General features: G+C 65.7%; 13 protein-coding genes and 1 tRNA gene. 7 read left to right on the forward strand and 7 right to left on the reverse strand.

Annotated elements, in window-relative coordinates; translation table 11 throughout:
• Positions 1-317 precede the first annotated feature (317 nt).
• The gene (locus tag DYI42_RS14740; protein WP_244867945.1) at positions 318-2,618 is read right to left on the reverse strand and encodes a TRAP transporter permease; all 2,301 of its coding nucleotides are present in this window, start codon (positions 2,616-2,618) and stop codon (positions 318-320) included.
• 54 nt (positions 2,619-2,672) lie between these two features.
• Entirely contained in the window at positions 2,673-3,725 is a 1,053-nt protein-coding gene (locus tag DYI42_RS14745; RefSeq protein WP_213546756.1) for a TAXI family TRAP transporter solute-binding subunit, read from the reverse strand.
• A 142-nt stretch (positions 3,726-3,867) separates the two neighbouring features.
• Here DYI42_RS14745 and DYI42_RS14750 point away from each other — a divergent pair, with 142 nt between their 5' ends.
• Both DYI42_RS14750 and DYI42_RS14755 read left to right on the forward strand, forming a co-directional pair.
• Positions 3,868-4,377 (forward strand): MarR family winged helix-turn-helix transcriptional regulator, encoded by a 510-nt coding sequence (locus DYI42_RS14750; protein WP_213546757.1) that lies wholly within the window; start codon positions 3,868-3,870, stop codon positions 4,375-4,377.
• Positions 4,374-6,020, forward strand: coding sequence for a sulfatase-like hydrolase/transferase (locus tag DYI42_RS14755; RefSeq protein ID WP_213546758.1), 1,647 nt, complete (start codon positions 4,374-4,376; stop codon positions 6,018-6,020). Before DYI42_RS14750 ends, DYI42_RS14755 begins: the two co-directional genes overlap by 4 nt.
• 30 nt (positions 6,021-6,050) lie before the next feature.
• Here the strand turns inward: DYI42_RS14755 and DYI42_RS14760 are convergent.
• From DYI42_RS14760 to pdxH, 4 genes are all read right to left on the reverse strand, one after another.
• Positions 6,051-6,127 (reverse strand) — tRNA-Pro (locus tag DYI42_RS14760).
• A 48-nt stretch (positions 6,128-6,175) separates the two neighbouring features.
• A complete protein-coding gene (locus DYI42_RS14765; protein ID WP_213546769.1) occupies positions 6,176-6,583 on the reverse strand; it encodes a DUF192 domain-containing protein in 408 nt (135 codons plus the stop codon).
• 200 nt (positions 6,584-6,783) lie between these two features.
• Complete coding sequence (locus DYI42_RS14770) at positions 6,784-7,323, reverse strand: cold-shock protein (RefSeq protein ID WP_213546759.1); 540 nt, start codon at positions 7,321-7,323, stop codon at positions 6,784-6,786.
• A 116-nt stretch (positions 7,324-7,439) separates the two neighbouring features.
• A complete protein-coding gene (gene pdxH / locus DYI42_RS14775; RefSeq protein ID WP_213546760.1) occupies positions 7,440-8,048 on the reverse strand; it encodes a pyridoxamine 5'-phosphate oxidase in 609 nt (202 codons plus the stop codon).
• A 200-nt stretch (positions 8,049-8,248) separates the two neighbouring features.
• On the opposite strand from pdxH, the gene fabI reads away from it, so the two are divergent.
• Positions 8,249-9,073, forward strand: coding sequence for an enoyl-ACP reductase FabI (gene fabI, locus DYI42_RS14780; RefSeq protein WP_213546761.1), 825 nt, complete (start codon positions 8,249-8,251; stop codon positions 9,071-9,073).
• Position 9,074: 1 nt separating this feature from the next.
• On the opposite strand, the gene DYI42_RS14785 is transcribed toward fabI, so the two are convergent.
• A complete protein-coding gene (locus tag DYI42_RS14785; protein ID WP_213546762.1) occupies positions 9,075-9,971 on the reverse strand; it encodes a LysR family transcriptional regulator in 897 nt (298 codons plus the stop codon).
• A 102-nt stretch (positions 9,972-10,073) separates the two neighbouring features.
• On the opposite strand from DYI42_RS14785, the gene DYI42_RS14790 reads away from it, so the two are divergent.
• From DYI42_RS14790 to DYI42_RS14805, 4 genes are all read left to right on the forward strand, one after another.
• Complete coding sequence (locus DYI42_RS14790) at positions 10,074-10,640, forward strand: carboxymuconolactone decarboxylase family protein (protein ID WP_213546763.1); 567 nt, start codon at positions 10,074-10,076, stop codon at positions 10,638-10,640.
• A 23-nt stretch (positions 10,641-10,663) separates the two neighbouring features.
• On the forward strand, positions 10,664-11,428 hold the full coding sequence (locus DYI42_RS14795; RefSeq protein ID WP_213546764.1) for an SDR family oxidoreductase: 765 nt from the start codon (positions 10,664-10,666) through the stop codon (positions 11,426-11,428).
• A gap of 121 nt (positions 11,429-11,549) precedes the next feature.
• Positions 11,550-12,068, forward strand: coding sequence for a xanthine phosphoribosyltransferase (gene gpt / locus DYI42_RS14800; RefSeq protein WP_213546765.1), 519 nt, complete (start codon positions 11,550-11,552; stop codon positions 12,066-12,068).
• A gap of 16 nt (positions 12,069-12,084) precedes the next feature.
• Positions 12,085-12,535 (forward strand): aminotransferase class I/II-fold pyridoxal phosphate-dependent enzyme (locus tag DYI42_RS14805; RefSeq protein ID WP_213546766.1); only part of this gene is annotated, 451 nt, incomplete at its 3' end.

Consider the following 12,535-nt stretch of genomic DNA (forward strand, 5'->3'; position numbering starts at 1 on the left):
CTGCTGTAGCAGCGCACCGCAAACCATACTAAATATGGTGAATTTTCGCGCTCGGGCCCAAGGGGTGACGCACCGGAAATCGCAGCTTGTCCACAGGCCTCATTCCGGCAGAAAGCCCTGAGGCCTGTGCCAACCTCCTGTGCAGATAGGCCACAGTGGCAAGGGCCCGCCCAGCAGGCCAGGGCCCCTTTGCTCAAAAAACAGGCGCCCCTTGGACACTAGATGTAGTGGTCCCGCGGCCTGCCGGCCTGCACAAGAAGTGGTGTGTTCACCGCCGTCCCGAATCCATCCGAAGGCCGCGTGCGTCCTTGGCGGTGTCACACCCCCGCCAAGGCCTCCCGTCGCCGCGACAGCACCCCGTGCAGCACGATCACCGCAAGGCCGCCACCGATGCCAACCCACATCACCGGGTCGGTCTTCCACATGATGAGCACGGCCAGCAGTAGGCGGCAGGCCATCTCCCACGGGCGCACGGGGCCACGGTCATAGCGCGCCAGCGCCGAGGCCACGAGATAGAGCGCAAGGATCAGCCGCAGCGAAAGCAGGCCCAGCGCCACCAGCTCGACCTCGCCGCTATACCCCTCGATCAGCGCCTTGCGGCCACTCTCGTCGGTGATGGTCACCGCCTCGGGAATCAGCAGCAGTTCCGGATACCAGGCGAAGACGAAGGGGATGGTGAACATCACGATCCCCACCCGCACCGCGGCAATCCCGGTGCGCATCGGCTCGGTCCGGGTGATCGAAGCGGCGGCAAAGGCCGCCACCGCCACCGGCGGAGTGATCGCCGAGGCGACGGCGAAGTAGAAGACGAACATGTTGGCGGTGAAGAAGCTGACGCCGAGGTTGGCCAGCAGCGGGCCGAGCAGCAGCGCCACGTTCACATAGGCAGGCACCGTGGGCATGCCCATGCCGAGGATGATGGCGCAGAGCATCGCGCAGCTCAGCGCGAGCATCAGGTAGACGCCGCCAACAATCGGGATATCAAAGCCGAAGAGCCGCAGCATCTGCGCCCTCTCAAGCCAGGATGTGACCGCACGGGTCAGCTCCCCGGTCAGCCCGCTTTCGTTGAGGAAGGCCGAGATGATCGACACCGCGAAGAGCAGCAGGAAGAGCCGCGAGATCAGGATCCCCCCATCCGCAAGCGAGGCGAGGATGCGCGAGGGCTTGGCCCGCGTCTCCGGGTCGAGGAAGAGCAGCGGAATGAGCACGGCCACAGCCCACCACCCCGCCGAAACCGCGTCACCGGTGGCGTTGGTGATCGTCTGGATCACCCCGCCGGGCAGGATCGCGGCCAGCAGTCCGCCGCCGATCGCATCCTTGCTGCCCAGCAGAAGGAACAGGATCGTCAGGATGGGCACCACGATGATGATCAGGTTCAGCCAGTCCTGCCGCTCCATGATCAGGTCTTCGGGGATCTCGCGCATCGCTTCGACGCGCTCACGCCGGGCCTGGAACATCACCGCAAGGAAGATCGAGAAGAAGAAGAACATCGCCGGCAGGAAGGCGGCGGTGATGACCTTGGTATAGGGCACCGCCGTCAGCGCAACGAGCACGAAGGCGGCCACGCCCATCACCGGCGGCATGATCTGCCCGCCCGAGGAAGCCGCCGCCTCGACCCCGCCCGCGAATTGCGGCGAGAAGCCGTTACGCCGCATCATCGGAATGGTCAGCCGCCCGGTCGAGAGCACGTTTGTTACCGGCCCGCCGGTGATGGTGCCGAACATGGCGGAGGAAACGATAGCCGCATGCGCCGGCCCGCCCCGCAGGTTCCGCGTGGTGCGCACTGCCAGCTTGATGAGCGAAGTGCCCCCCGCCGAGGTGCCGAAGAGTGCGCCAAGGATCACGTAGGGGAAGACCTGGTTCACCACGATATCCATGAACCGGCCCATGAAGCCGTCAGGCGTGACGAAGACGTTGGTGGCCTTCTGGATCGCCGCCGCCGTCGCATCGCCACCGTCTGCCCCCAGCTTGGTGAGCAGGAAGTTGTTGTCCGACAGGTCGAAGATCCAGATCAGCGCCGTGGCGACGGTGTAAAGCACCACGATGCTGGCCACCGCTACCAAAGGCAGGCCCCAGACCCGAATGTTGTAGAGGAAGAACAGCGTGATGATGGTGAAGAGCAGAGGCAGGATCCAGATGCCGAAGCGCGCCTGACAGGCCGGCACTTCCGCCTCGAAGGAAATGCCCGGGATCACCCCCGCCGAGCGCTCCGCCGCCTCCTGGATCAGCCGCGCCCGCTCGCCGGTGATCTGGTCGATCAAACAGATCGAGTCGATCTCCACAAGGAAGCCGAAGGCGGCGAGGAAGGCCGCGAGGATCAATCCGGCATCCAGCAGCAGCCCGAGCCACGCGAGATGCGGCTTTTCCTCCTTCCACGCCCGGTAAACGCTCGCATCCAGCGCCACGATCACCATCATCAGCAGGAAGACCGGGGGGTAGAAGTATTCCGGCGGATAGTTCGACACCCGGAAAAACGGCCGCCCCGTGATGTCGCGGGCAAGGTCCTGAAGCCCGGCGATCTCGGGCATCGTGTTGGCGAGGCCGACAACAACGAGGATCAGCGCAAGGCCAAGCGCAACGCGCTGGCTGAGCGACTGGTGGCGCGTAAGCATGCTCATGGGTCTATGGTCCCTTGGGAGAGGCAGGCGTAGCCACCTCTCCCGACAGAGGGTTTAGGGGCGCAGACAGTCTGCCACGCTGTGGCCGGCATCTTCGAAGGCGCGGATGGCCCCGGGGTGCATCTTGATCTGCACCGCGCCGCAGGCGCCCTGGCTCACGCCGTCAATGTCACCGAAGCTCATCATGGCGAAGGGGCCACGCGGCGAGCCTTCGATGAAGCGACTCTCGCCCTCCAGGTAGGCCGTTGTGATGTCATAAACGAGCTGCTCGTCGAGCGAGGCATTCACGATCTGGCCGAAGGCGGTGGCGAAGCTGTCGAAGGTGTCATCATCGGTGACGATGGTGATGTCATTGCCCGCATAGGCCGCCCGGAAATCCTCGACCGGCACCGAATAGGGCGCATGACCGGGCGCCGCCATGATCTGCTGGCCAAGCTCGCTGGCCAGAAGGTCGGAGGGCACGTCGAAAATGGTGATGCCACCCGCCGCCGCAATGGCGATTTCCCGGCCCGAAGGCAGGCCTTCGGGGATCGTCCAGGCATCAGCGCCGCCGCCGGTGATGGTAGATACGGTATCGGGCCAGGGCGTCTGGATACCTTCGTAGCCTTCACCGTCCTTCAGCCCCGACAGAAGCTGGATCATCGCGCGCCCCGAGGTCAGCGCCGCGCCGCGGGGCGGACCGTTCCAGATGCGCTTGCCTTCGAGCTTGCGAATGTCCTCGATCGGGTTGTTGTTGTAATAGGCAAACATCTGCGCCGACCCGGCGTTGAAAAAGATCACCCGTATATTCTCGGCCAGCGCGGCCCCCTCCTCCGGGCCGACGCCCGCGTAGGGGCCGATCCCCTTGGAGAGCAGGAAGGGCAGGATCAGCGGCGCGGGCGCCATGTCCAGCCTGCCCTCCGCCACGGCCTGCACAGAGTTGGTCAGCGTCGCGCCCTCGGTGATTTGCAGCGTGGCCACACCCGCGCTGTCGAGCACCGCGGCAAGCGTGCTGTCGATGTAGTGGGGCGTGGAGCCAGGGGTGGTGGTTTCAGCTGTCAGCGTGGCCTGCGCCATGGCCGCAACCGGGGCCAGAGCAAGCGCAGCGCCCAGAATCGTCTTTTTCATCGGTTAGTCCTCCCTTTTTCGGCGCGCCAACCTCCCGGCGCGCGCAGCTCGCCGTTCGAGTGCTGCCCCAGAGACTGGCAAAAATTATATGACTTGTCACCTATTTATTTTTCGGGCTTTATCGGGGCATTGGAGGAAACAGATGACTGACCCGGCAAGAATTGACCCCGAGCGCATTCGCGACAGGCGTGCGCACGAAGATCTCAACATCTTCTCCCGCCTTCCGGCCGTCTACGCCGCCTCGCGCAGACAGGGGCAACAGTTCCTGAAGGCAGGTGGCGGCATTTCCATCGTCGAATGGCGCGTGCTCTGGGATCTCTGCGAAGCCGGCCCGATGACGATTCGCGATCTTGCGGCGATCCAGCGCGCCGACCACTCGCTTCTCAGCCGCGCCCTGCCCGAGATGAAGCGCAAGGGCTACGTCTCGATGCATCGTGCCGAGCGCGACAAGCGGCAAACCATCGTCGAGGTGACCGCGCAGGGCCGCAACGTTTATGAGGCGGCCGCTCCCGTGATGGCCCGGCGCCGTGCCGCGCTGCGCGAGGTGCTGAACGAAGAGGAGACCCGGCAGTTCATCGGGCTTCTCGACCGGCTGGAGGATTTCCTGCGCACCCCGGCCCAAGACATTCTGGAAAAGGACTTCGCACAATGACCAGCCGCCCCAACGTGCTCTGGATCATGGCCGACCAGCTGCGGTTCGACTATCTTAGCTGCTACGGCCACCCGCACCTGCACACGCCCCATATCGACGCGCTGGCCGCCCGTGGCGTGCGCTTCACCAACGCCTATGTGCAGTCCCCCGTCTGCGGCCCATCGCGGATGTCAGCCTACACCGGGCGTTACGTGCGCTCGCATGGTTCCACCTGGAACGGGATGCCACTGCGCGTGGGCGAGCCCACCTTGGGCGATCATCTCCGCGAGGTCGGCGCGCGGGCCGTGCTGGTAGGCAAAACTCATATGACCGCCGACGCCGAGGGCATGGCCTGGCTCGGCATCGACCCGGCGAGCGAAATCGGTGTGCGGGTGAGCGAATGTGGCTTCGAGCCCTTCGAGCGCGACGACGGGCTGCACCCCGACAGCGCCCGGCAGAACTGGTCGGCCTACGATGATTACCTCGTGGCCCACGGCTATGACTCCGAGAACCCGTGGGAAGACTTCGCCAATTCCGGCGTGGGCGACGATGGCGACCTGCTGTCCGCCTGGCTGCTGAAAAACTCGCGCCTGCCCGCCAACGTGCCCGAAGAGCATTCCGAAACCGCCTACATGACAGACCGGGCCATCGCCTTCATGCAGGAGGCCGAGGCCGACGGGCGCCCGTGGATGTGCCACCTCAGCTACATCAAGCCGCACTGGCCCTACATCGTGCCCGCGCCCTACCATGACATGTATGACGAGAGTCACATCGTGCCCCCCGTCCGCTCGGAGGCGGAGAAGGGCACCGACCACCCGCTGGTGGCCGCCTATCACGCCGCGCGGGTGTGCCGGAGCTTCTCGCGCGACGAGGTGCGCGAGCACGTGATCCCGGCCTACATGGGCCTCATCAAGCAGCTCGACGACAACCTCGGGCGGCTCTTTGACTGGATGGACGAGGCCGGGCTAAGCGAGAACACCATCATCGTCGTCACCTCCGACCATGGCGACTACATGGGCGACCACTGGATGGGCGACAAGGATTTCTACCACGAGATGGCGGTGAAGGTGCCGCTCATCATCGCCGACCCGCGCCCCGAAGCGCAGGGCACGCGCGGGCTGGTCTCGGATGCGCTGGTCGAGATGATCGACCTCGCCCCGACCTTCATGAACGCGCTCGGCTGCGAGGCCAAGCCCCATGTGATCGAGGGGCGCGACCTGACCCCGATCCTCCATGGCACCGAGGGTTTCTCGCGGCGCTACGCGATCAGCCAGCATGATTATCACTGGTCCGACATGGCCCGCGCGCTGGAGCAGCCGCAGGAAGATGCGCACACCACGATGATCTTCGATGGTCGCTGGAAGTACATTCGCTGCGAAGGTTTCCGCCCGGTCCTGTTCGACCTCGAAACCGACCCGCAGGAACTGACCGACCTCGGCGGCTCGGAGGCCGAAGAGCACCGCGCGGTGCGCACCCGCATGGAAGCCGCCCTGCTCGATTGGGCCACCCGCCACCACACCCGCATCACCGCCACACCCGCCGTACTGGCGCGCCAGAAGAAAGCGGCGGAGGGGGGCATTCTCATCGGGTTCTGGGATGAGGCCGAATACGAGGCCGCCACCGGCATCGCCTTCAACAGCCTCACCCCCATCGGGCGCGGCTGAGGCCACTCGGCTCAATCGATTCCTGTGAAGTGGTCGGGGCGGAGAGATTCGAACTCCCGACCCTCTGTTCCCAAAACAGATGCGCTACCAGGCTGCGCTACGCCCCGACGAGGCGCGGTTTAGCCTGAGCCGCGGGCAAATGGAAGAGGCTGAAATCATCCCCCTGCCCCGGCGCAGGGCCAGGCCGCATCGGCACCGAAGGCCGGGTGCAGCATTTGCGCGCCCGGACCGATCCCGAAGGCGCGCGCGAGGCCGCCGTTGATTTCCAGAACGGCCAGGATGTCATTGCCGCCCGGGATCGGCGTTTCATCCAGCGGCACGGCGTTGGAATGCACCTTCTGCACCACGCCCCGGGCATCCAGAAAGATCATGTCGAGCGGGATGAGCGTGTTGCGCATCCAGAAGCTCACGCGCCCAGGACGTGGGTAGATGAAGAGCATGCCAGATGACCGCGCCATGCTCTCGCGATGCATCAGGCCCTGCCCGCGCTCGCCCGCATCGTCGGCGATCTCCACCGAAAAGCGCGCCTGGCCGCCATCCCAGCGCAGGCGCACTTCGCCCATCTCGCATCCGGCGGCGGGCGGCACGAGCGCGTCGCCGGAGCCATCGGGAATCGCGGCAAAGGGCGCAGCCTCTCGGCTGCCCCCCAGATCGAGTTGAGACTCCGACTGAGCTGTCAGGACCGCGGGATACAGGAGCAAAACCAGCGAAAGGAAGAAGCCGGGCATGGCGCGGGGCCGATCAGGCCACCAGCGCCATGCCCTCAAACCTTCTTTTCCTTGAGCGCCGATTCCCATGAAAGCACCTGCGTTGCCATTCTGCCGCGTCGCCCTTCGACGACTTTCAGGCAGATTGCCTCGCCCGGTTGCAGGTCTGCAAGGCCGGAGCGGCGAAGCACTTCAATGTGAACGAAGATGTCCTCGGCCCGGCCGAAGACGTTGGCAAACCCGAAGCCTTTGCCCTTGTCGAACCACTTCACCCGCGCGGGTTCCAGCGGAAGGGCGGCAAGCTCATCGGGATCGAGCGCGGCCACGTCATCCAGCGGCGGCGCGTCGCCGGCTTCCGGCGGGTCGATCACGAACACCTCAACAGCCTGCTGGCCACGATCGGTATCCTGCACGCTGATCTCGACGCCCGCACCATCGGCCACCGAGCTCTGCCCGAAGTTCCGCAACACGTTCGCGTGGAGCAGGATGTCCGGGCCGCCTTCGTCTGCAATGACAAAGCCGAACCCCTTCGCGGGATCAAACCATTTGACACGGCCTCTGACCCGTCGCTCTGCGTTCTTCTCTTCTTCTTCCATTACGGTTCAATATCGTCCTCATGGCGCATGCCGAGCCGTTGGCCCGCCAGACGCTACGCCCCGAGTAACAAGGGCATTCCCCTACCGTTTAAACGGTGTCTGCCAATCCGCGAGTGTTACGGATAGAGACGCCGGACCTGCCAATCACCATCGGTCACGGCGGAACGCGTCCACCGGAATCGATCGTGAAGACGAAACGCACCATCCGCCCAGAATTCGATCTCGAGTGGCAAGATTCGAATTCCGCCCCAGAACGGAGGACGTTCGGGATTCTTCCCGTGTTGTGCTGTCACCTTGGCGACCTCTGCGATCAGGGCCGCACGAGACGACAGGGGCGTGCTTTGCCGTGAGGCCCAGGCGCCCAACCTGGATTTCAGGGAGCGAGAGGCAAAATATGCGTCGGCCTTCTGGCCGTTTTCCCGCTCCGTGACGCCCCTGACACGAATCTGTCGCCTCAGGGATTTGGCGTGCCAAACGAAGGCCGCCTTTCCGTTAACGTCAATCTCCCGTGCTTTAGCGCTACCCCAGTTGGTATAAAAGAGAAAGGCGTGATCTTCGATTTCTTTCAACAAGACCATCCGCGCATTGGGCAGCCCTGCCTCGTCGACGGTCGAAAGGGCTATGGCATTGGGATCATTGGGCTCCGTGCCTTCCGCGTCGGCAAGCCAGTTGCGCGCAATGGCAAATGGATCGTCGCCCGCGAAGATGCCGCCGCGTTCCGCCATGATCTTTCGTTCCCGTTCTCGGCGGACGTGCCGCCTGTCTTCTGCTCGGCCCGGGTCAGCCTGCACCGGCCTTCCCTTTCGGTCACCTGTTGGGCGCCGTTGCATGTTTCGCTCACATCCTTGCCCTGTTGCGCCAGCGCTTGCAACCTCGCCCCGGCTTGCCCTAAAGGGAGCGGACAAGATGCGACGGAGGGGTCGGGATGAGTTCACAACTTATGGCAGGCAAACGCGGGCTGATCATGGGGCTCGCCAATGACAAGTCCATCGCATGGGGCGTTGCCAAGGCGCTCGCCGACGCCGGTGCAGAACTGGCGCTGACCTATCAGGGCGATGCCTTCAAAAAGCGCGTCACCCCGCTGGCCGAGCAGCTCGGCTGCACCCTGATGGCCGATTGCGACGTGGGCAACACCGAAAGCGTCGACGCCGCCTTCGCCAAGATCGAAGAGGAATGGGGCGGGCTCGACTTCTACGTTCACGCCATCGGCTACTCCGACAAGAACGAGCTGCGCGGCCGCTACGTCGACACCTCGGTCGAGAACTTCCGCATGAGCATGGAAATCTCCGTATATTCCTTCACCGCCTGCACAGCGCAAGCCGAGAAGCTGATGAAGAACGGTGGCTCCTGCCTCACCCTCACCTACTACGGCGCCGAAAAGGTCATGCCGCATTACAACGTGATGGGCGTCGCCAAAGCCGCGCTGGAGGCCTCCGTGCGCTACCTCGCCGAGGATCTCGGCAAGGACGGCATCCGCGTCAACGGCATCTCCGCCGGCCCGATCAAGACGCTGGCCGCCTCCGGCATCGGCGACTTCCGCTATATCCTCAAGTGGAATGAGCTGAACTCGCCGCTGCGCCGCAACGTGACCATCGAAGACGTGGGCAAGAGTGCGCTCTACCTGCTCTCCGATCTCGGCTCCGGCGTGACCGGCGAGATCCACCACGTCGACGCAGGCTACCATGCCGTCGGCATGAAGGCCGTGGATGCGCCCGATATCGATGTGGTGACCAAGCGCAAGGGCGAGTGACTCACCCGCCCTGCCCGCCGCGCAGGTAGTCGATCATCGCGCGCACCTTCCCCGGAACGAAGCTTCGGCTGGGATACACCAGCCATGCCGCCGTGTCGAAACTCGTGGCCGTCACCTCCCAGCCGTCGATGCAGGCGGTGAGGCGTCCCTGCGCAAGATCCTCACCAATCAGCCAATCCGGCAACAAGGCCGGGCCCAGCCCCGCAACCGCCGCATCGCGGATTGCCCCGGCGGGGCTCAGAAGAATGTCACCGCCCACTGGCTGGCGCATCACCTCCCCCGCACCCTGACGGAACAGCCAGCGCGAGCGGTAGTCGCGGAACGGGAAGAGAACGGCCCGGTGCCGCGCCATGTCCTCCGGTCGCAGCAACGGCGGGGCCTTGGCCAGGTAGTCCGGTGCGGCCACCACCCGGTAGCGCGTGTCCATCCATTTGCTCACCACGTAATCGCCCTCGACCTCCGGCGCGAGGCGGATGGCCAGGTCGATCCGCTCGGCCACGAGATCGATGGTGCTGTCAGAGAAGATCCCCTCCACCGCCACATCCGGGCAGGCGGCGCGGAACCCGGGAAGGCGCGGCACGATCACGTGCTGCCCGAAGCTGGCCGAGGCCGAGAGCCGCAACGTGCCCCGCGGCCCGCTCTGAACCGCCCGCGCCTCCTCCCCTGCCCGCTCCAGCTCTTCGGTCAGCGGCGCGATACGGGCCAGGTAGAGCGCCCCGGCCTCAGTCAGTTCCATCCGCCGCGTGCTGCGCGAGAAGAGCCGCAGCCCCAGCTCGGTTTCGATCCCTGCCACCAGCCGCCCGATGGATGAAGGATCGACGCCGCGCTGACGGGCCACGGCGGCAAAGCTGCCCTGGCGGGCGATTTCCTCGATCAGGCTGAGGTCGCTGACGTTCATTCCTGCGCTTTCTGCATGAGTGTGCGGCGCAAACCGTAATTTATTGCGCCAGATGCAGTCAATAAACCTGCCGTATCGAAATCACGCACCCCGGAGGCCCATATGCCCGACTTCACCCTGCACACCCCCGCCACCGCGCCCGACGGCTCCAAAGCCACGCTCGATGCCGTCACCGCTGCCTGGGGCTTTACCCCGCATATGCACGCCACCATGGCCGAAAGCCCGGCGGCCATGATCGGCTACGAAACACTCTGGGCGCAGATCGGCGCCTCTGCGCTCAGCCCCGTCGAGCAGCAGGTGGCCTACCAGGCGGTCAACGTGCTCCACGGCTGCGGCTACTGCACCATGGGACACAGCTACCTCTCCGCCGAGGCGGGCATGGAGCCTGGAACCATCGCCCGGCTGCGCGCCGGCCAGCCGCCCGAAAACCCCCGCCTCGCCGCACTCTGGGCCTTCACCCGCCGCGTCGCCGAGGCGCGGGGCGAGGCGGCCGAGGCGGTGCCCGCCTTCCTCGCCGCAGGCTACAGCCGCGCCAATGTGCTCGACGTGGTGGCCATCATCGCCTGCAAGGTGCTGGCCAATTACATCGCCGCACTGACGGGACTGCCGGATGAAGAGTTCATGTCCGACCCGGCCCTGGCCTGGACTCCGGCGATGGCCGCCGAGTGACACAAAGCAAAAGGAGACGCCCCATGAGTTTCAAAGGCAAAACCGTGATCGTCACCGGCGCCAGCCGTGGCATCGGAGAGGCTACCGCCCGCCACTTCGCCGCCCTCGGCGCACATGTCGTGCTGGCCGCCCGCGATGAAGCCCGTATCCGCGCCATCGCAGCCGAACTGGAGGCCGAAGGCCACGCCGCCTGCGCCTGGCCCACCGACGTTGCTGATGAAGCGCAGGTCGCCGCGCTCGTCGCCGCCACATTGGAGGAAACCGGCCGCCTCGACCTGCTGGTCAACAACGCCGGCCTGATCGACCCCATCGCCCGGCTGGGCGAAAGCACGCCCGAGGCATGGGGCCGCGTGGTCGATGTCAACCTCAAGGGCGTCTACCACGGGCTGCGCCATGCCATCCCGGCGATGGTGGCGCAGGGCGGCGGCACCGTCGTCAACATCTCCTCCGGCGCGGCCACCTCTGCGCTGGAGGGCTGGAGCCACTACTGCGCCACCAAGGCCGCCGTGCTGTCACTCACCCGGGTGGCAGACAAGGAGTATCGTAGCCAGGGCGTGCGGGTGCTCGGCCTCAGCCCCGGCACCGTCGCAACGGCCATGCAGGCGCAGATCCGCGCTTCCGGCATCAACCCGGTCAGCCAGCTCGACTGGTCGGCGCATATCCCGCCCGAGTGGGTCGCCCGGGCCATCGAATGGCTCACGACAGAGTCGGCCAATGCCCACCTGGGCACCGACTTTTCGATCAAGACGGACGAGGGGCGGCGCCTTGTCGGGCTGGCGGCCACGTAGAATGCCAAGGGCAGCCCGGCACACACGGGCACCCGCCGCCTCACCCGGAGCACGCCATCCCTCTCGACGCCGGGGCGTCAGTGGGGATATGACAGGCAAAAAGCTGCACGAGGGACAATCCATGTCAGACCGCCTGCCCCATGAAAAAGGCTTCCACGTAAGCTGGGACCAGATCCACCGCGACAGCCGGGCGCTGGCCTGGCGGCTCGACGGCAAGGGCCCGGATGACGGCGCATGGCGCGCAGTGGTAGCCATCACCCGCGGCGGCATGGCGCCCGCGATGATCGTGGCGCGCGAACTCGATATCCGCACCGTCGATACCATCTCGGTCAAGAGCTACCACTCCGGCGGCGGCAAGGCCGACCAGCGCAGCGAGGCACAGGTGCTCAAGAGCCCCGACGCCGAGATGATGGGCGACGGCACCGGCATCCTCGTGGTCGATGATCTCGTGGATACGGGCAAGACGCTGGAACTGGTGCGCGAGCTTTATCCCAACGCCCACTTCGCCACCGTCTATGCCAAGCCGCAGGGCGAGCCGATGGTGAACACCTTCATCACCGGCGTCAGCCAGGACACCTGGATCTTCTTCCCCTGGGACATGGCGCTGCAATATGTCGAGCCCTACCGGGGCAAGGACTGAGGTGCCAACCCACCCCATGGCGGCGCACGCGCCCACCACCCGCACCTTCCCCTCGCCGGTCGTCGAGGCCAAGAGCTGGCTCAAGGGCCTCACCTTTCCGCCCGAGCGTCCGTTGATCGACGCCGGGCAGGCCGCGCCCGCCGACCCGCCCCCCGATGCGCTGCGCAAGGCCATCTCCGAGGCCGCGCTGACCGACCCTGCGGCGCATCAATACGGCGCGGTGCTGGGGCTTGGCCCCCTGCGCGAAGCGCTGGCCGCGAATATCGCGGCCACCTATGGCGGCAACGTCGCGCCCGCGCAGGTTTGCATCACCTCCGGGGCCAACCACGCCTTCTGCGCGGCCATGGCCTCGCTGGCCGGGCCGGGCGACGAGGTGCTGCTGCCGACGCCGTGGTACTTCAATCACAAGATGTGGCTCGACATGGCGGGTGTTTCGGCGCTCCCCCTGCCCTGCGGCCCCGCCCTTC

Source organism: Vannielia litorea (assembly GCF_018424695.1).
GTDB classification, from domain to species: domain Bacteria; phylum Pseudomonadota; class Alphaproteobacteria; order Rhodobacterales; family Rhodobacteraceae; genus Vannielia; species Vannielia litorea_A.